Source organism: Lelliottia sp. 489, assembly GCF_050435885.1.
GTDB classification, from domain to species: Bacteria; Pseudomonadota; Gammaproteobacteria; order Enterobacterales; family Enterobacteriaceae; genus Enterobacter; species Enterobacter nimipressuralis.
Genome location: NZ_JBNDLC010000001.1, coordinates 210,788 through 229,912, shown reverse-complemented (window position 1 = coordinate 229,912; position 19,125 = coordinate 210,788). Strand labels below are relative to the sequence as shown.

General features: G+C 52.9%; 20 protein-coding genes and 1 pseudogene. 10 read left to right on the top strand and 11 right to left on the bottom strand.

The window, feature by feature from the left end:
* Position 1: 1 nt before the first annotated feature.
* On the bottom strand, positions 2-1,930 hold the full coding sequence (gene thrS / locus ABIE11_RS01195) for a threonine--tRNA ligase (protein WP_100780477.1): 1,929 nt from the start codon (positions 1,928-1,930) through the stop codon (positions 2-4).
* Between the two features lie 314 nt (positions 1,931-2,244).
* Here thrS and yncL point away from each other — a divergent pair, with 314 nt between their 5' ends.
* Both yncL and yniD read left to right on the top strand, forming a co-directional pair.
* Positions 2,245-2,337, top strand: coding sequence for a stress response membrane protein YncL (gene yncL, locus ABIE11_RS01190; RefSeq protein WP_102103511.1), 93 nt, complete (start codon positions 2,245-2,247; stop codon positions 2,335-2,337).
* Between the two features lie 67 nt (positions 2,338-2,404).
* Entirely contained in the window at positions 2,405-2,515 is a 111-nt protein-coding gene (gene yniD / locus ABIE11_RS01185; RefSeq protein ID WP_100780479.1) for a small membrane protein YniD, read from the top strand.
* Positions 2,516-2,711: 196 nt separating this feature from the next.
* Here the strand turns inward: yniD and ABIE11_RS01180 are convergent, their stop codons facing one another.
* Together ABIE11_RS01180 and ABIE11_RS01175 are read right to left on the bottom strand one after the other, a co-directional pair.
* Entirely contained in the window at positions 2,712-2,945 is a 234-nt protein-coding gene (locus ABIE11_RS01180; RefSeq protein WP_100780480.1) for a hypothetical protein, read from the bottom strand.
* Positions 2,946-3,211: 266 nt separating this feature from the next.
* Positions 3,212-3,970 carry a DUF481 domain-containing protein gene (locus ABIE11_RS01175; RefSeq protein ID WP_100780481.1) on the bottom strand — a complete coding sequence of 253 codons (759 nt, stop codon included), beginning with the start codon at positions 3,968-3,970 and terminating at the stop codon, positions 3,212-3,214.
* 293 nt (positions 3,971-4,263) lie between these two features.
* On the opposite strand from ABIE11_RS01175, the gene pfkB reads away from it, so the two are divergent.
* The 3 genes from pfkB to ABIE11_RS01160 all read left to right on the top strand — a co-directional run bounded on the left by pfkB (position 4,264) and on the right by ABIE11_RS01160 (position 6,552).
* On the top strand, positions 4,264-5,196 hold the full coding sequence (pfkB, locus tag ABIE11_RS01170) for a 6-phosphofructokinase II (protein ID WP_268196253.1): 933 nt from the start codon (positions 4,264-4,266) through the stop codon (positions 5,194-5,196).
* Between the two features lie 99 nt (positions 5,197-5,295).
* On the top strand, positions 5,296-5,586 hold the full coding sequence (ghoS, locus tag ABIE11_RS01165; RefSeq protein ID WP_100780483.1) for a type V toxin-antitoxin system endoribonuclease antitoxin GhoS: 291 nt from the start codon (positions 5,296-5,298) through the stop codon (positions 5,584-5,586).
* Positions 5,587-5,691: 105 nt separating this feature from the next.
* Positions 5,692-6,552 (top strand): fructosamine kinase family protein, encoded by an 861-nt coding sequence (locus ABIE11_RS01160; protein ID WP_107703791.1) that lies wholly within the window; start codon positions 5,692-5,694, stop codon positions 6,550-6,552.
* A 36-nt stretch (positions 6,553-6,588) separates the two neighbouring features.
* On the opposite strand, the gene ABIE11_RS01155 is transcribed toward ABIE11_RS01160, so the two are convergent.
* Entirely contained in the window at positions 6,589-7,125 is a 537-nt protein-coding gene (locus tag ABIE11_RS01155; protein WP_123429050.1) for a YniB family protein, read from the bottom strand.
* Positions 7,126-7,272: 147 nt separating this feature from the next.
* Between ABIE11_RS01155 and hxpB the strand changes: the two genes are divergently transcribed.
* From hxpB to ABIE11_RS01135, 4 genes are all read left to right on the top strand, one after another.
* Positions 7,273-7,941, top strand: coding sequence for a hexitol phosphatase HxpB (gene hxpB / locus ABIE11_RS01150; protein ID WP_429183607.1), 669 nt, complete (start codon positions 7,273-7,275; stop codon positions 7,939-7,941).
* Between the two features lie 147 nt (positions 7,942-8,088).
* On the top strand, positions 8,089-8,850 hold the full coding sequence (kduD, locus tag ABIE11_RS01145; RefSeq protein ID WP_429183605.1) for a 2-dehydro-3-deoxy-D-gluconate 5-dehydrogenase KduD: 762 nt from the start codon (positions 8,089-8,091) through the stop codon (positions 8,848-8,850).
* Between the two features lie 94 nt (positions 8,851-8,944).
* Entirely contained in the window at positions 8,945-9,535 is a 591-nt protein-coding gene (locus ABIE11_RS01140) for a metal-dependent hydrolase (protein ID WP_100780488.1), read from the top strand.
* A gap of 127 nt (positions 9,536-9,662) precedes the next feature.
* Positions 9,663-11,054, top strand: coding sequence for an L-cystine transporter (locus tag ABIE11_RS01135; RefSeq protein WP_100780489.1), 1,392 nt, complete (start codon positions 9,663-9,665; stop codon positions 11,052-11,054).
* Positions 11,055-11,110: 56 nt separating this feature from the next.
* Here the strand turns inward: ABIE11_RS01135 and cedA are convergent, their stop codons facing one another.
* On the bottom strand, positions 11,111-11,347 hold the full coding sequence (cedA, locus tag ABIE11_RS01130) for a cell division activator CedA (protein WP_100780490.1): 237 nt from the start codon (positions 11,345-11,347) through the stop codon (positions 11,111-11,113).
* A 221-nt stretch (positions 11,348-11,568) separates the two neighbouring features.
* Between cedA and katE the strand changes: the two genes are divergently transcribed.
* Entirely contained in the window at positions 11,569-13,830 is a 2,262-nt protein-coding gene (katE, locus tag ABIE11_RS01125) for a catalase HPII (RefSeq protein WP_312153461.1), read from the top strand.
* A 37-nt stretch (positions 13,831-13,867) separates the two neighbouring features.
* Here katE and chbG read toward each other — a convergent pair whose 3' ends face one another.
* The 6 genes and pseudogenes from chbG to chbB all read right to left on the bottom strand — a co-directional run bounded on the left by chbG (position 13,868) and on the right by chbB (position 19,100).
* Positions 13,868-14,626: a chitin disaccharide deacetylase gene (gene chbG / locus ABIE11_RS01120; protein ID WP_429183602.1), complete on the bottom strand. Its 759-nt coding sequence runs from the start codon at positions 14,624-14,626 to the stop codon at positions 13,868-13,870.
* A gap of 11 nt (positions 14,627-14,637) precedes the next feature.
* Positions 14,638-15,987, bottom strand: coding sequence for a 6-phospho-beta-glucosidase (locus ABIE11_RS01115; protein ID WP_123429056.1), 1,350 nt, complete (start codon positions 15,985-15,987; stop codon positions 14,638-14,640).
* Between the two features lie 115 nt (positions 15,988-16,102).
* Positions 16,103-16,936, bottom strand: a pseudogene (gene chbR / locus ABIE11_RS01110) (transcriptional regulator ChbR); the annotation flags it as partial.
* A 12-nt stretch (positions 16,937-16,948) separates the two neighbouring features.
* Positions 16,949-17,296, bottom strand: coding sequence for a PTS N,N'-diacetylchitobiose transporter subunit IIA (gene chbA / locus ABIE11_RS01105; protein ID WP_100780495.1), 348 nt, complete (start codon positions 17,294-17,296; stop codon positions 16,949-16,951).
* Between the two features lie 45 nt (positions 17,297-17,341).
* On the bottom strand, positions 17,342-18,700 hold the full coding sequence (gene chbC, locus ABIE11_RS01100) for a PTS N,N'-diacetylchitobiose transporter subunit IIC (RefSeq protein ID WP_100780496.1): 1,359 nt from the start codon (positions 18,698-18,700) through the stop codon (positions 17,342-17,344).
* Positions 18,701-18,779: 79 nt separating this feature from the next.
* A complete protein-coding gene (gene chbB / locus ABIE11_RS01095; RefSeq protein ID WP_100780497.1) occupies positions 18,780-19,100 on the bottom strand; it encodes a PTS N,N'-diacetylchitobiose transporter subunit IIB in 321 nt (106 codons plus the stop codon).
* Positions 19,101-19,125 lie beyond the last annotated feature (25 nt).

The window sequence follows — 19,125 nt, the reverse complement described above, 5'->3', positions numbered from 1 at the left end:
CTTATTCCTCCAGTTGTTGAAGACTGCGGCTGCGAATCTCTTGTCGCAGCTTCTCAATCACTTCACTTACGTCCAGGCTACCCAGGTCTTTACCACGGCGGGTGCGAACGGCAACTTTGCCTGCTTCCACCTCTTTATCACCACAGACCAACATGTAAGGTACCCGACGTAAAGTGTGCTCGCGGATTTTAAAGCCAATCTTCTCATTTCTCAAGTCCGCTTTTACGCGAATGCCCGCATTTTGTAGTTTCTGCGTCAATTCTTTAACGTAATCGGCCTGAGAATCGGTGATATTCATGACCACGACCTGCACCGGCGCGAGCCAGGTTGGGAAGAAGCCTGCAAACTCTTCAGTCAGAATGCCGATAAAGCGTTCGATAGACCCAAGAATTGCACGGTGAATCATTACCGGCACCTGACGCTCGTTGTCTTCGCCCACATAGGAGGCGCTTAAACGCTGCGGCAAGGAGAAGTCCAGCTGGACTGTTCCGCACTGCCATGCGCGATCGAGGCAGTCATACAGTGTAAATTCAATTTTCGGACCGTAGAATGCGCCTTCACCCACCTGATACTCAAACGGGATATTGTTCTCTTCCAGCGCAACTGCCAGATCCGCCTCTGCACGATCCCAGGTCTCGTCGCTACCGATACGTTTTTCCGGACGAGTTGAGAGTTTGACGACGATTTTCTCGAAGCCAAAGGTGCTATACATATCGTAGACCATACGAATACAGGCGTTGACTTCATCACGCACCTGATCTTCGGTACAGAAAATGTGCGCATCATCCTGAGTAAAGCCACGAACACGCATCAGACCATGCAGTGCGCCTGATGGCTCATTACGATGGCAGCTACCGAACTCCGCCATACGTAGCGGCAGATCGCGATAGGATTTCAGACCCTGGTTGAAGATCTGAACGTGGCCCGGGCAGTTCATTGGCTTGATGCAGTATTCACGGTTCTCAGAAGAGGTGGTGAACATCGCATCTTTATAGTTGTCCCAGTGGCCTGTTTTTTCCCACAGTACACGGTCCATCATGAACGGGCCTTTCACTTCCTGATACTGGTACTCTTTCAGCTTGGAGCGCACGAAAGTTTCCAGCTCACGGAAGATAGTCCAGCCGTCGTTATGCCAGAAGACCATACCCGGCGCCTCTTCCTGCATATGATACAGGTCGAGCTGCTTACCGATTTTACGGTGGTCGCGTTTTGCGGCCTCTTCCAGACGCTGCAGGTAGGCACTCAGGGCTTTCTTATCTGCCCACGCGGTACCATAAATACGCTGCAACATCTTGTTGTTGCTGTCGCCGCGCCAGTAAGCGCCAGCGGTTTTCATCAGTTTGAAGTGATGACAGAAACGCATGTTCGGCACGTGCGGTCCACGGCACATGTCGACGTATTCTTCGTGATGATACAAGCCAGGCTTGTCATCATGCGCGATGTTCTCATCAAGAATAGAAACTTTATAGTTCTCGCCGCGCTTCACGAAGGTTTCACGCGCTTCGTGCCAGCTGACTTTTTTCTTGATGACATCGTAGTTGGTCTCGGCGAGCTCGTGCATACGTTTTTCGAGCGCGTCGATATCTTCCTGGGTCAGGGTGTGGTCAAGGTCAACGTCATAATAGAAGCCGTTGTCGATCACCGGGCCGATCGCCATTTTGGTGTTTGGCCAGAGCTGTTTGATGGCATGGCCTAACAGGTGCGCACAAGAGTGACGAATGATCTCAAGACCTTCATCGTTCTTCGCGGTAATGATGGAGAGCTGAGCGTCGTTTTCAATCAGATCGGAGGCATCAACCAGTTCACCATTAACACGGCCAGCGATGGTCGCTTTTGCGAGTCCAGGACCAATGTCCAGGGCAACATCCATCGGGCTAACGGCGTGGTCGTAATGGCGTTGGCTGCCATCAGGAAGAGTAATTACAGGCATTTTATATCCTTATTTGCAGTGATGCCCCACACATAAGAGCATATACAAAGAAAATAATCGTGTTTTATCAATAGATTGCGAAACCATCTGACCAACAATCGTCAAATTGGCTCGCAGTCTGGAACAGTGACGAATCAGACAAAGGCTGATTTACGTTCTGCACCCTGATGGTAACACTAAAAAAAGGGTGAATGCACCCTCTGCGACCAGATTGATGTCTCTCATACATTTGTATGAGTTTTAGGGGGTAGCGCTCGCAATCCCATTTTGCTGAGCTAATCTTGAACTGGTCCTGACAACGTAAGGGGCGTTACATGAATGTTTCCAGTAGAACTGTAGTGGTACTGAATATTGTTTCAGCAGCGGCGCTGGTCATGATCCTGGCTGATAAGTTTCACTGGTTTTGACCCCAAGGCTGACACTGCATAACAGCTTTTGATAGACTCACGTTATCAACTGACGAGGGAACGTGTTATGCCAACAAAACGCTTTGCACAAAAACACTGGAAAATGGTGGTGGTATTAATCGCCATCTGCGGTGCGATGCTTTTATTACGCTGGGCAGCAATGATCTGGGGCGTGTAGCGTGCTGGGGTATTAATTCACGTTTATGACGTGTAGTGAGTAACATGCAGTGGTGCGGTATTTATTAATATGGCAGCAATATTGTCCATTCGCCTGTAAGCGCTGTTTCCGACATAAAATAATTTTAAGTTCGCATAATGCGAAAAACCGGTACATCATCATCCGGTTTTTTCACTGCTGGCGTGATCCAATAATATTAAGACCACTCACCCGCAACCAGTTTGTGCACATCAAAGGCGTCATTCATTGACTGACCGGTAGACTGAGAGCCCGGCGCGATGTTAGAACCCGCTTCAACATCAGAAGCGCGGGTGATACCGATTTGGTTGGTGGTGTCACTGGCAGGTTGGGTTACTGAATCAGCAGCAAATACACCAAATGACAGTGCCGAAAGCACCATTGCTGCTGCAGCATTTTTGATTTTATTCATAATGATTCTTCTCTATATCTGAATTAATGCAGTACAACGTGAGGCAATTAATGCCTGTATCCACAGTGTAGATCTGGATCACACTTTTGCCTAGTCAATTTATTTATCAAATCGTGTCAAATAAATTGAATGTATATCGCTGAGGGGAATTATGAAGAAATTATGGAGAATAACGCTGAGGTATTAATTTAAAACGCTGTTCAATATTTAATAGCACGCTTTGTTAAAATAAAAATACGGGCCGATAATATATCGGCCCGCGAATATTACATTTTATAGCCTAAAGAAACGGTCGTTCTGCGATCGGTATGTTCTGGTGCGGAAGCCGGTGGCTCCGAGTTCCAGGTCACGTTGTACGCCACTTTTAAACCAAAGTGTTCGTTGATCGCCACGTTCAGCGCGGTTTCAGAGTTCAGTGTCGTATCATCAGCACCAAACACGGAGACGCCCTGGGTAAATTTAGCGTTATCGGTGAACTGCCAGGCGTAGGTGCCGGATGCATAACCCAGCGGCTGCGTTTTGGTATCGCCGTCAGTGTACTCGTCGTAACGTACACCCGGACCGAATTCAAAACGGAAGCTGTGGACCGGGCCATTCAGGAACTGACGACCATAACCCGCAGTGAAGACGTCACGCTGGCGATAGCCATTGTAGCGGTCAGTTAACCAGCTTGCCTGGCCGAAAAGATAGTCATAATCCGTCATGTTGTAACGGCTACGGCCACCCACTGCATATTTCTCAGAGGAGCGCTCGTCATTAGATGAGGTGTTACTGGCGTTACCCCACAGGGACCAGGCGGTGGTATTGCCGTACCAGGTCATCGTGGTGTCTGCGGTCAGGGAGGAGCTTTTGGTGTTACCTGATTGCGCCAGATAGCCCGCGTTAAGGTTACCTTCAAACGGTTTCTGCGCAGTGGATGGGTCATCCATGACAGTAAAAACGGTATCGTCAGCGGCTGCGTACATCGAGGCAAACACGCCACCCGCCAGCATCAATGCGGCAGGTACTGTCTTCAAGAGCTTCATTTATAAAGGAGTCCGTACAACAAAAAAAGAGACCATCACGGTCTCGGAAACTTTCTTGAGGATCAATGACAAGGCATCCATAGAAAGGTAACAAATTATAAAAAGGCTCATATAACATAGCAATGATTTCTTATTTCATTTTTTGAATAAGAACGATCTCAAATCGTTAATTAATTCATATTAAAAACGCACAGAACGTCTAAACATTTATATTTAAAATCATACTGTTATTTACTTTCCCTTCTCGTCTTTTGTGCCATGCTTACCTGAGCCAATGCTAAAAGGAGGTCACAATGGTCAAGATTTATACACTGACGCTCTCCCCTTCCCTCGACAGCGCCACCCTCACGCCGCAGATTTATCCTGAAGGTAAACTCCGCTGTAGCACGCCCGTCTTCGAGCCTGGCGGCGGGGGGATTAATGTGGCGCGCGCCATTACCCATCTTGGTGGTCAGGCCACGGCGATCTTCCCGGCGGGCGGTGCCACCGGTGAACATCTGGTGGCGCTGCTGGCGGATGAACAGGTGGCCGTCGATACCGTCGACGCAAAAGACTGGACGCGCCAGAACCTGCATGTCCACGTCGAATCCAGCGGCGAGCAGTACCGTTTCGTCATGCCCGGCGCCATGCTGGATGACGATGAATTCCGCCAGCTGGAACAGAAAGTGCTCGCCATTGAAAGCGGTGCCCTGCTGGTGATTAGCGGCAGCCTGCCCCCTGGCGTGCAATGTGAAAAACTGACCCAGCTGATTCGCGCAGCGAAAGAGAAAGGCCTGCGCTGCATCGTCGACAGTTCGGGCGATGCACTGACTGCCGCTCTGGAATCCGGCGGTCTGGAACTGATCAAGCCGAACCAAAAAGAGTTGAGCGCGCTGGTCAAGCGCCCGTTAACGCAGCCCGATGATGTTCGCTCCGCCGCTCAGGAACTGGTGCGCAGCGGGAAAGCGCATCGCGTGGTGGTCTCATTGGGGCCGCAGGGTGCCCTCGCCGTCGATGAAACCGGTTCAGTGCAGGTCGTTCCACCGCCGATGAAAAGCCAGAGCACCGTCGGTGCCGGTGACAGTATGGTCGGTGCGATGACGTTAAAACTGGCGCAAGGCGCATCGCTGCTGGAGATGACGCGCTACGGCGTCGCGGCGGGTAGCGCGGCCACCATTAATCACGGCACGCGCCTGTGCTCCCTCGAAGACACGCAAAAAATCGTGAATTACCTTTCCCAGAGCTAAAAATGGCTTCCCTCCATAACGGAGGGAAGCGCATTAAGTCGCCAAACTGGCGCGATCGGCTATGCTAAGAAAACTTTCAAGATAACAAAGAGGTGAAATATGAGCAGTGGTGACATCACCCGCTACGTCGTAACCATCAAATTTCATGAAGACTCGCTGACAGAACTCAACGAGATCAATAACCACCTGACGCGTGGCGGCTTCCTGCTGACGCTGACGGATGACGAAGGCAACGTCCACGATCTGGGCACGAATACATTCGGGCTGATCAGTCCCCTCAGCGTTGATGAAGTGAAAGCGCTGGCAAGTGGTCTGATTGAGAGTGCGATCGGTAAACAAGCGGATATTGACGTGAAAACCTGGGAAGAGTGGCAAAAAAGAGAACAATAAATGCCCTAAAGTGATCCTGACGGCTCAGGTGTGCGTTAGCTCGTATTATTGAACAGCGTTTATGCGCTAACTTTATGATCTGGCGGACAACATGGGAGAATCATCATGTGGCAGGCTATCAGTCATCTTTTAAACGAGCAACTGGGCGACGGGGAGATCGAGCAGCGTAACGAGCTGCCAGGCGGTGAGATCCACGCTGCATGGCATCTGCGCTTCGCGGGACGCGATTTCTTCGTGAAATGTGATGAACGGGAATTGCTTCCCATCTTCACCGCCGAAGCCGATCAGCTGGAATTACTATCGCGCAGCAAAACCGTCTCCGTGCCTCAGGTCTGGGCGCTGGGCAGCGATCGCGATTACAGCTTTCTGGTGATGGATTATCTCCCTGCCCGTCCGCTGGACGCGCACAACGCCTTTTTATTAGGCCAGCAGATTGCCCGCCTGCATCAGTGGAGCGATCAGCCACAGTTTGGTCTCGATTTTGACAACGACCTGTCGACGACCCCTCAGCCCAACGCCTGGCAGCGTCGCTGGTCCACCTTCTTTGCCGAGCAGCGCATCGGCTGGCAGCTGGAGCTTGCGGCGGAGAAAGGGCTAGAGTTTGGCAATATTGATGCGATTGTAGAGCATGTCCAGCAGCGCCTGGCTTCTCACCAGCCGCAACCGTCGCTGTTACATGGCGATCTGTGGTCAGAAAACTGTGCGCTGGGGCCGAACGGGCCTTATATCTTTGATCCTGCCTGCTACTGGGGCGACCGCGAATGCGATCTGGCTATGCTGCCGCTGCATCCGGAGCAGCCTCCGCAAATCTACGACGGCTATCAGTCCGTTTCGCCTCTGCCGTCAGGCTTCCTCGAAAGACAGCCTCTTTACCAGCTCTATACCCTGTTGAACCGTGCGATATTGTTTGGCGGTGAACATCTGGTGAATGCGCAACGTGCGCTGGAGCGTGTTTTAGCAGCGTAACAGCGTATACGGGTGGCCAGGGCCACCCGCAGCGCGTTACAGAAAACCGAGTAACGAGAAGAAGAAGTAACCGCAGACGATAATAATCACCGGCAGTACGTATAGCGGGAAAATCTGCAGCAAAATGGTGTGATGCGGAACCACAATTCGCGATTCAATCTGCTCGCGGGTCAGCCCTTCAGTGCCCTTCGCCTGTTCCAGTATCAGCTGATCTTCCACCCCTTCGCGCAGAAAACGCGTCTGACGGCTCATTCGTGCGCCAGAGGCCTGCAGGGCGAGCGCGATAAAGATCAGCGCAAAGATTATCCAGAACGCGATGTTCAGGCTTTGGTGAAAATCGGGCGTCGGCGAGTTGTACCAGAAGAAGTTAAGAAATGGCGTGTTAAAGCGCATCATCTCAATCATAACATGAGCAAAATCAAGCATAACCGCATTGATACCTGCCTGCTTTTCGCTGTGCTCGTACATGAATTTCAGCACGGAGATTAGCGTGGAAATCACCGCCGGAATAAAAATTACCCATCCGGCAATACGTTTTAGCACCGCGATGCGTCCAGCTTGTTGATACGTCATCAGTTCCCCTTCAGTAAGACGCTCACTTAGAGCCTAAGTTTACCTTCTGCTTACGAATTTCGCCCGTTCTTTAAGGCCAATTATGCTAAATTGCTGCTTAACTTTAGAGTGACTTTATGCTGAAAACGTATGAATGGAGATAGCGTTATGACGACCCCGCGCCAGATTGTTGCTGCCATTTTCGATATGGATGGATTGTTAATCGATTCCGAGCCACTTTGGGATCGTGCCGAACTGGATGTTATGGCCAGCATTGGCGTGGATATTAGCCGCCGTAACGAGCTGCCGGATACGCTGGGGCTGCGCATTGATATGGTTGTTGAGCTGTGGTTTGCCCACCAGCCGTGGAATGGCCCAAGCCGTCAGGACGTCACCGACCGCATTATCACCCGCGCCATCGCCCTCGTTGAAGAGAGCCGCCCCCTGCTGCCGGGCGCACGCGAGGCCGTCGCATTGTGTAAAGCTCAGGGGCTGAAAGTGGGCCTGGCGTCCGCATCACCGCTGCACATGCTGGAAAAAGTGCTGGAGATGTTCGACCTGCGCGAAAGCTTCGACGCGCTGGCCTCGGCGGAAAAACTGCCCTACAGCAAGCCCCATCCGCAGGTTTATATGGACTGCGCTGCAAAACTGGGCGTCGACACACTCGCCTGCGTGGCGCTGGAAGATTCCGTTAACGGCATGATTGCCTCGAAAGCAGCCCGTATGCGCTCCATCGTGGTCCCAGCGGAAGAAGGCCAGCACGATCCGCGCTTTGCGCTGGCGGACGTCAAACTGGCCACCCTTGCCGATTTGACCGCAGAGCATTTGCGCGGGTAATCCCTTAGGTTCGGGCAACGCCCTGTTGCCCGAAAACATGACCACCATAATATTTTTGAAACATCATTTCATTTTTATTTGTAATTCCTGCCAGCGGCTCCTATTCTTATCTTCAGAATGACAATAACCCTACACTCTGAGGTTGATATGATACTGGATGCCTTTAATCTGGCGGGAAAAGTAGCCATCGTCACCGGCTGCGATACCGGTTTAGGCCAGGGAATGACGCTGGGACTGGCGCAGGCGGGATGTGACATCGTGGGGGTGAACCGTAAAATCCCCGAAGAGACCGCAAAAAAAGTCAAAGCCCTGGGCCGCCGCTTTATGGCGATTCAGGCCGATCTTAGCCAGAAGGACGCGATTGAAACGATTGTGACAAAAGCGGTCGCCGAAATGGGCCGTGTCGATATTCTGGTCAACAACGCCGGAACCATCCGTCGGGAAGATGCCCTGTCATTCAGCGAAAAAAACTGGGATGACGTAATGAACCTGAACCTGAAATCGGTCTTTTTCCTCTCTCAGGCGGTTGCGCGTCAGTTTATTGCTCAGGGCGAAGGCGGCAAAATTGTGAATATCGCCTCGATGCTCTCCTTCCAGGGCGGGATCCGCGTCCCGTCTTATACCGCCTCGAAAAGCGGTGTATTAGGGATTACGCGCCTGCTGGCAAACGAGTGGGCAGCGCACGGGATCAATGTCAATGCGATAGCACCGGGGTACATGGCGACCAACAATACCCAAGAGTTGCGTGACGACGACAAGCGCAGCAAAGAGATTCTGGATCGTATCCCCGCTGCGCGCTGGGGAACTCCTGAAGACCTGCAAGGCCCGGTGGTTTTCCTTGCCTCAAACGCCTCTGACTATATCAATGGCTATACGCTCGCCGTCGATGGGGGCTGGCTGGCGCGCTAACGCCAGTTTGTGACAAAGAGTTACACCGTAACCTCTTCCGCCTACTGTACAAAAACCCTATACTGTATGAATTGACAGTTTCGTGGGTTTTATCATGACGGCGGAAGGCCACCTCCTTTTTTCTATTGCCTGCGCAGTGTTTGCTAAAAACGCTGAGCTTACCCCTGTTTTGGCACAGGGCGACTGGTGGCATATTGTTCCTTCTGCGGTCCTCACCTGTTTACTGCCAGATATTGATCATCCCAAGTCGTTTCTCGGCCAGCGCCTGAAATGGATCGCCAAACCCATCGCCAGAGCCTTCGGTCATCGCGGGTTCACCCACAGCCTGCTGGCAGTCTTTATTCTGCTGACCTTTTTCTATCTTAAGATCCCTGAAAGCTGGATTGTTCCCGCCGACGCGATTCAGGGGATGGTGCTCGGCTACCTAAGCCATATCCTGGCCGATATGTTAACCCCCGCCGGCGTTCCGCTGCTTTGGCCCTGCCGCTGGCGTTTCCGTTTTCCGATTCTGGCCCCGCAAAAAGGTAACCAGCTCGAGCGCGTCTTGTGCATGGCGCTCTTCGCCTATTCCGTCTGGATGCCTCAGACGCTGCCCGAAAATGGTGCAGTTCGCTGGTCGTCACACATGATCAATTCCCTGCAATTTCAGTTCAATCGCTTTATTCATCACCAGATTGAACAATAAACAGACAAAATAGTTGCATTTGTCATAATCCATTCCATTTGGATATAAGCGCCACATCACACTTCTGATAATCTTGCGCCAACATGATCGGAATATACCGGTCGGATTATAAATCAGGAGAACGGGGATGAATTTTCCACTTATCGCGAACATTGTGGTGTTCGTTGTCTTGCTATTGCTGCTGGCGCAGACGCGTCACAAGCAGTGGAGCCTGGCAAAAAAAGTACTCGTCGGTCTGGGAATGGGTGTGGTATTTGGTCTGGCACTGCAGGCGATCTACGGCTCTGATAACCCGGTTCTGAAAGATTCTATTCAGTGGTTTAACGTGGTCGGTAACGGCTATGTACAGCTGCTGCAAATGATCGTCATGCCGCTGGTCTTCGCCTCTATTCTGAGCGCGGTTGCCCGTCTGCATAACGCCTCTCAGCTGGGTAAAATCAGCTTCCTGACTATCGGCACCCTGCTGTTCACCACGCTTATCTCCGCGCTGGTCGGTGTGCTGGTCACCAATCTGTTTGGCCTGACCGCAGAAGGTCTGGTACAGGGCACTGCGGAAACCGCGCGCCTGGCCGCTATTCAGACCAACTACGCCGGTAAAGTGGCCGATCTGAGCGTGCCTCAACTGCTGCTCTCCTTCGTGCCGAAAAACCCGTTTGCCGACCTGACAGGCGCAAACCCGACGTCCATTATTAGCGTCGTGATTTTTGCTGCCTTCCTGGGTGTGGCCGCGCTGAAACTGCTGAAAGACGATGCGCCAAAAGGCCAGCGCGTACTGACCGCCATCGACACCCTGCAGAGCTGGGTGATGAAGCTGGTGCGTCTGGTTATGCAGCTGACGCCGTACGGTGTGCTGGCTCTGATGACCAAAGTGGTTGCCGGTTCTAACCTGCAGGACATCATCAAACTGGGCAGCTTCGTGGTCGCTTCTTACCTCGGCCTGATGATCATGTTTGTCGTCCACGGCATTCTGCTGGGTGTGAACGGTGTTAGCCCGCTGAAATTCTTCCGTAAAGTGTGGCCAGTGCTGACGTTTGCCTTCACCAGCCGCTCCAGCGCCGCGTCTATTCCGCTGAACGTTGAAGCGCAGACCCGTCGTCTGGGTGTACCAGAGTCAATCGCGAGCTTCTCCGCCTCTTTCGGCGCGACCATTGGTCAGAACGGCTGTGCGGGTCTGTACCCGGCAATGCTGGCCGTCATGGTTGCTCCTACCGTTGGGATTAACCCGCTCGACCCAATGTGGATTGCGACCCTGGTCGGTATTGTCACCGTAAGCTCCGCCGGTGTGGCCGGTGTCGGCGGTGGTGCTACCTTCGCCGCGCTGATCGTGCTGCCTGCGATGGGCCTGCCGGTGACGTTGGTCGCGCTGCTGATCTCCGTCGAACCGCTGATCGACATGGGCCGTACCGCGCTCAACGTCAACGGTTCTATGACTGCCGGGACGCTCACCAGCCAGTGGCTGAAGCAGACCGACAAAGCTGTCCTCGATAGCGATGAGAACGCCGAACTGGCGCATCGTTAATCGTTTACCGCACCCAATAAAAAAACCGCCTCTGGCGGTTTTTTTTATCTCTGCGTTTACTCAATATCCCCCTCCTGGCGGATTTGCATGGCCCAGCGCTGGGCCGATTCCGGAACCGTAAACGTCGGGGAACGGCGAAAATGCTCCCCCATCAGGACAAAGGCCACGTATTTTCCCCGCAGCTGCCAGACGTCGCGAAAACCATCCACTTTCAGGGCATGGTCTGGCGGCGCTGGTTCGACGCGGGGTACGTAGCTGATGACACGACGGTTTTGTTGACGAAATGGTTTCATAAGCACTGGTTCACTAAAGCAAATTCTGGAAGCAGGAAATTCCTATCATAGCCGATTCCCCCCTGACGCGTCGCGCTTTGGATGCGGTATGCCTGCTCTCGCGATGCCTTTAACCCGAAAAGTCTCAGTCTGGCAGGTTGTTTGTCACATTGTTCTATAGTTAATGGGGCTTTTCGCCACAACGACCGTATTTCAGCAATGAAACCCAGGAGACGAGTGCAATGTCGCATCAAAAAGACAAGACCGATAAACATCATCAGTCACCGATCCACGGCGACGAAGAATCAAAACCCGGTATGGACTCGCTGGCCCCGGAAGATGGCTCCCATCGCCCTTCGCCGTCGCCGTCAGCCCCAGGAGAGCAACCTACCGCGCCGGGTAGCCTCAAATCCCCGGATACGGGCAACGAAAAACTGCATTCACTGGAGCCTCATCGCAAAGGCGGCGAGAGTTTCCCGCTCACCACCAATCAGGGCGTGCGCATCGCCGATGACCAGAACTCCCTGCGTGCAGGAAGCCGTGGCCCGACCCTACTGGAAGATTTTATCCTGCGGGAGAAAATCACCCACTTTGACCACGAACGAATCCCGGAACGTATCGTTCACGCCCGCGGTTCTGCCGCCCATGGCTATTTCCAGCCTTATAAAAACCTGAGCGATATTACCAAAGCGGATTTCCTCTCCGACCCGGATAAAGTGACTCCGGTCTTCGTGCGATTCTCCACGGTACAGGGCGGCGCCGGTTCAGCCGACACCGTGCGCGATATCCGTGGTTTCGCCACCAAGTTCTATACGGAAGAAGGTATTTTTGACCTTGTCGGCAACAATACCCCGGTGTTCTTTATTCAGGACGCCCACAAGTTCCCGGACTTCGTCCACGCGGTCAAACCTGAGCCGCACTGGGCTATTCCGCAAGGGCAAAGTGCCCACGACACCTTCTGGGACTATGTTTCGCTCCAGCCGGAAACCCTGCACAACGTGATTTGGGCGATGTCCGATCGCGGTATCCCCCGCAGCTACCGCACCATGGAAGGCTTCGGCATTCACACCTTCCGCCTGATTAACGCCGAAGGCAAAGCAACGTTCGTGCGTTTCCACTGGAAGCCGGTAGCGGGTAAAGCCTCTCTGGTGTGGGACGAAGCGCAAAAGCTGACCGGGCGCGACCCTGATTTCCATCGTCGTGAACTGTGGGAAGCCATCGAAGCGGGCGATTTCCCGGAATACGAACTGGGGCTACAGCTGATTCCGGAAGAGGATGAGTTCAAGTTTGATTTTGATCTGCTCGACCCTACCAAACTGATCCCCGAAGAATTGGTGCCCGTGCAGCTGGTGGGCAAAATGGTGCTCAACCGCAATCCGGATAACTTCTTTGCGGAAAACGAACAGGTGGCGTTCCATCCAGGGCATATCGTCCCAGGGCTGGATTTCACCAACGATCCTCTGCTGCAGGGGCGTTTGTTCTCCTATACCGATACGCAAATCAGCCGTCTCGGTGGGCCGAACTTCCACGAAATTCCGATTAACCGCCCGACCTGTCCGTACCATAACTTCCAGCGCGACGGGATGCACCGCCAGGATATCGACACCAACCCGGCGAACTATGAACCGAACTCGATCAACGATAACTGGCCGCGCGAAACCCCACCAGGGCCAAAACGCGGTGGCTTCGAGTCCTATCAGGAGCGCGTGGAAGGGACCAAAATCCGCGAGCGCAGTCCGTCGTTTGCCGAGTATTACGCCCATCCTCGCCTGTTCTGGAACAGTCAGACGCCCGTTGAGCAGGAACATATCATCGGCAGCTTTAGCTTTGAGTTAAGCAAAGTGGTGCGTGAATACATTCGTGAACGGGTGGTCGATCACCTGGCGCATATCGACATTAAGCTCGCCCAGGGCGTGGCGGATAATTTAGGGCTAACCCTCACCGATGAGCAGCGCAATACGGCGCCGCCGAAAGAGGTTAACGGCCTGAAAAAAGATGCCTCCCTGAGTCTTTATGCGGTGCCGGGCGGAACAATTAAGGGCCGCGTGGTGGCGGTACTGCTTAACGACAAACCCATCGCCAAAGATGTGCTGGCGACCCTGAAAGCGCTGAAGTCGAAAGGCGTGCACGCGAAACTGCTCTACTCCCGCATGGGCGAAGTGAAGGCTGACGATGGCTCTGTCCTGCCCATCGCCGCAACATTCGCCGGATCACCGTCCCTCACCGTGGATGCCGTGATTGTGCCGGGCGGCGATATTAAGAGCCTGCTCACCAATGGCGATGCGGCCTACTATCTGCTGGAGGCCTATAAACACCTGAAACCAGTCGCGCTGGCGGGCGATGCGCGTCAGTTTAAATCGCTGCTGAAAGTGGCAGAAAAAGGTGAAGAAGGGATTGTCGAAGGCGATAAAGTCGGCGCACCGTTTATGGATCAGCTGTTCGATCTGATGGCGGCGCACCGGGTGTGGTCACGAAGCGCTAAAATTTCAGCAATTCCGGCATAACAAACCACCGGGTAGGCTGATGCCTACCCGGCTATTCTTACAAATCGCTAAACGTCCCCAAACGATACCCACGTTCCGCAATCGCATACTTCAGCGAGGGCGACGTCAGCACGTCCAGTTCCGCCAGACGCGGCCAGCAATAGGCGCTTTTACGCACCGTATTATCGACAAACGCCGGATGCGCCATGATCTCCAGCGAACGTTCACCGCGCGAAGCCGAGCCATCCAGTACCTGCAACAGCAGCGCTTCGCTGATCGCATCGCCATAGAACTCGCTGCTGAAACCCTCGGTAGTCGGCGCACGGCCGAGCGGCAAATCGTGCAGGGCCAGCACCTGACGGTCCACACGCATCGCCACACCTTTACGCGCCGCAAATTCGGCCACCAGCGGGAAAATCGCCGGGATCATATGCACATGATGATGGCTGTCGAGGTGCGTCGGTTCGCGGCCAAAGAGATCGACGAAGCGATTGAACTGACAATCCAGTTCGCGGGCGATTTCGTCGAGCGGCAGCGCCCCCTGCTCTGCCATCTCCCAAATCCATTTCCCCAGCACCCCGTCGCGCGTTAGCCCCGGCATGGGTGAGAGCGGCACCCCGAGCGTCAGCACGAAATGCATCCCTACGCCCAGCTTCGGCAGATCGCGGCTTAACGCTGCGGCATGTTCAATCGCCTCGCCGTTGACCAGCGCGGTGGTCGATGTGACCACCCCGTGGCGACAGGCTTCGATGATGCCGTAGTTTTGCCCTTTGGAGAGTCCAAAATCATCGGCATTCACGATCAACAGATTTTCCATCTCTGTTCCTCTCAGCGTTGTTTAAGCTTCTCAGCCGTGGCCGCAAAGTTTGGCAGCCATTTTTCATGGGCGAGAATCATTTCGCGGGCCAGGGATTCTGCGTCGCGGTCGGAGTGGACCAGCGGACTCAGGTTCAGGGCCAGCAACACGTCGTTAAATTCCCCGCTCAGCGCCGCATGGCTGGCTGCGATTTCGAAACCTTTGATGGTGTGAATCAGGCCCATCACTTTGTCGTCGAAATGGGTGATGCGAGAGTGCGGTTTCGCCCCGTCCCGACCAAGAATACAGGTCATTTCAACCGCCCAGTCTGCCGGGATATTGTCGATATGCCCGTGGTGCGGCACGTTCACGTAATGCTCAGCCTGTTTGTCATTGTAGATGGCGTTAATGACTTCACAGGCCGCATCGGAGTAATACGCCCCGCCGCGCTGCTCAAGCTCTTTCGGTTTGACGTTAAGATGAGGATCTTTATACAAATCAAAGAGCTGTTTTTCGACTTTCTGCACGACCTGCGCGCGAGCCCCGCCTTTATAGTACTCGCCCATTTCGATGGCCAGCATCTCTTTCTGCTTGAAGTAGTAGAGCAGATAGGAGCACGGCAGCAAATTCAGGGAGCGAATCAGCCCTTCGCTGAACGGCAGATCGAAGATGTTTTTCACCGAGCCGGCGGTCAGTCGGCCCGAGGCCACGCCGTCCAGCAGTTCGGCAAAGCGTGACTCTCCGTTGACGATCACATCTTTGATAAAGACCATGTGGTTCAGGCCGAACAGATCGATGGAGAGATCGTCGCTGTCGGTCAATTTCAGCACATCGCGGATAAACATTTTCATGCCAATCGGAATGTTGCACACGCCGATGAAGCGTTTGAATCCGGTGTGGCGATAAACCGCTTCCGTGACCATCCCGGCCGGGTTGGTAAAGTTGATCACCCACGCCTGCGGGCAGATCTCTTCCACGTCTTTGATGATGTCAAAAATCACCGGAATGGTGCGCAGGCCTTTAAACAGACCGCCCGCACCGTTGGTTTCCTGCCCCAGATAACCGTGGCTCAGCGGAATACGCTCATCCAGTTCGCGGGCTTTCAGCTGGCCCACGCGCAGTTGGGTGGTCACGAAGTCGGCATCTTTCAGCGCCTGACGACGATCTAACGTTTTGTGTACGGTTAACGGGACACCGGCTTTCTGAACCATGCGCTGGCACAGCTCGAAAATAATATCGAGTTTTTCCTGCCCTTCTTCCACATCCACCAGCCATAATTCGCTGACCGGCAGTTCATGATAACGTTTCAGAAAACCTTCGAGCAATTCCGGGGTATAACTGCTGCCGCCGCCGATAGTTACGACTTTCAATTTCTTTTGCATAATATCTCCCTTAGCGTATCAGGTTAACCGCCTGCAAAGTATAGCGTGGCATTCCCGCTATTATGGGCAAGCGTTTAAGTCAATATTCCTGGCGAGTTAATTCGCCGTGAGTCAATTAATTATTCATTACCGTTAAATTTTTACGGTAGCTGTTAGGCGTGAATGAAGTGAATTTCTTAAAGGTTTTAATAAACAGGCTCGGGCTACTGTAACCCGACTCATAAGCAATATCGGTGACCGAATAGTTGGTTATTTCCAGCTGCTTTTTGGCGAAATTAATACGAATACCGTTAATGATTTGCACCGGTGTTTTTTGATAATAACGCTGGGTGGCGCGGGTGAGATATTCCTGCGATTTACCCGACAGGGCAATCATGTTCTCCAGCGCATTATCGCCAAACTGATGTTTGTCGTGCATTAACTCTACGGTAGTACGCAGCCACTGCGGAATATCATCGATCACCTGCTGCTCATCGCGATGGTGGCGCAGGCGGTTCATCACATAAAACGTGACCGTTTCAATAAACTCATCGAATTCGCTGTCCCGGAAGTTCAGCGAGGCGATAACCGTTTCGATCCAGGTCATAAACTCGTTTTTAATGCGATACACCTGCGATGCCACGAAGCAGAATGGCACCAGGGGTAAGTAGTGTTTCTCGAAGAAACGTCTGCTCACACCGACGTTCAGAATGCGCGTCGCCCCGAATTCATAAAAGCTCTGGTGATACGACCCCATCGGCAGAAAGACAAAGTCGCCGCGCTCCAGCAGCACGCGCTTGCCGTTGATCTCCTGGTAGTAGCGCCCGGTCAGAACAATCGTGAACTCGTAGTAGTCATGCTGATGCAGACCGCTCACGCTTTCCGTTTTGTTATAGATAACCACGTGAAAATTCTTGCCGTTAAACAGTTGCTGCTCAAGTGCGGTTTTAATTTCCATCGTGTTTACCTCCGGCGGCCTGACTTATTGCATTTTCTCGTGAAGCTCAATGAGCTCAGCAACCAGCTCGCGAGCCAGCATTGAGGTCATCAAATGATCCTGGGCGTGAACCAGCACCAGACTCACCTTCATTTTACCTTCTCCCTGGTCGCCTTCAATCAGCTTAGTTTGTACCAGGTGTGCTTCGTTCAGCGCCGTGCGCGACTGATCCATCATGCGTTTCGCTGCGGCGAAATCGCCCTGCTTGGCTTGTTTGAGTGCGCCGTACGCCAGGCTGCGTGCCTGTCCGGAGTTAATGATAAGCCCCATCACTACTTCTTCAAGATCGTTCTCAACGGCCTCGTCTGCCACGATAGTATCCAAATCAAACATCATTTCTCTCCTTTTACAGGCGCGGGTTTCCCCGCGCCGGACCTCTTAGAATTTCAGTGCGTTAGCGATGTCTTCTTCGCTTTCTTGCTCATCAATGACCGCCTGAGCCTTGTTCGACACCGCCACGAATGGCAGGTAAACCAGCGTCGATACACCCAGGTTGAACAGTGCCACGCAGAGTGCGGCGATACTGCCGTTACTGTTGAAGAAGGCGCCAAGACCGGTTGGCATCGTCCACGGTGCCAGGTTCGTTACCGGCGGGATAATACCCATCGAGTAAGCAGCCAGGGTAATGGCGGCCAGAATCGGCTGAATCAGCACGAACGGGATAAACATCACCGGGTTCATGATGATTGGCAAACCAAACAGAATCGGTTCGTTAATCTGGAAGATACCTGATGGCAGTGCCAGTTTCGCTACCTGACGATGATCCGCGCGACGTGAGCCGATGAAGATAGCGATAATCAGACCGAGCGTCGCCCCTGAACCACCCAGCAGGATGTAGGAATCCAGCATCGGTTTCGCCCAGAAGTGGAACTCTTTACCGGCAGCAATCGCCGCTTCTACGGAACCGTACTGGTTATACAGTGCGATGTTTTCCAGCGCCCATGGGGTCATGATGCCGTTATCCAGCGCGGTGAGCGCCAGTGAGCCGTGCACGCCGAAGAACCACAGCAGGGAGTTAAAGATAACGTAAGCCCAGCCCACTACGCTGCCCATTGATGCCAGCGGCGTGGAGATAGAGTCCATGATGATCTGGTGGAAGTTGCTGCCGTGGTTGGCCAGCAGCCAGGAGAGCACACCGAAAATGGACAGGATCAGGAAGCCTGGGATTAACGCCGAGAAAGAACGCGATACGGAAGACGGCACGCTATCTGGCAGGGTAATGACCCAGTTGCGACGAATCACGAAGGTGAACATTTCCGCCACGATCAGGCCAATCACCATCCCGGAAATAATGTTCTGACCGCCCAGCCAGTTTGCACCGACGGCATAGGCTTCACCGACGCTGTAAGGTGTCACAGTCATAAAGGCCGCCACCGCCAGCAGACCGGCTGCCATCGGGTCGACTTTACGCTCTTCCGCTAACGCTGAACCAATGAAAAAAGGCGCCATCAGCGACATAATGCCCAACGTACCGTTGTACACGTTGCCGCCGATGGCTTTAAAGCCATTCAGGGTTTCAATGGTGGAAGCGTCTAACCGAATGCCCATAGAATAGAAAAACGAGCCTTCGCCAAAACTTAAAAAGACGTTATTAATTAATACGAACATGGCACCGGCCAGGGTCAACGGCATTAATTTAATAAAGCCATTTTTAATCGCATTAATGTGGGGCTGCTTTCCTATTTTAACAGCAAAAGGAAGGAGTACCTTTTCAAGAGAGCTAATAACTTGACTCATAGAAATTACCCTTAAATGCCGCAACAAATATTGCGGCGTAAGTGTGTGAAATAACTCTTTGACGGGAAAAATTTAAATTTTAATTAGCGGCAGCTTTTTTAATTGAGGCGACTGCAGCTTTAAGTACACCTAAACCATCAATTTTGCCGTACAGCACAGAATCGATCACTTCTACAGGTTTGTTCGGTAATAAACGCTGGATTTCTGGCAACATATACGCAATCTGTGGACCCAGTAAAATCACGTCCGCGGCCTGACCTTTTTCGCCTGCCAGCGTTTCGGGAAACGCTTCGATAACGACAGGAACTTCATACTTTTCTGCCTGCGCACGCATTTTGGAAACCAGTAGTGACGTTGACATGCCCGCAGAGCAGAACAGGTAGATATGTTTCTTTTCCATAGCAACTTCCCTCTTGTATGACCCT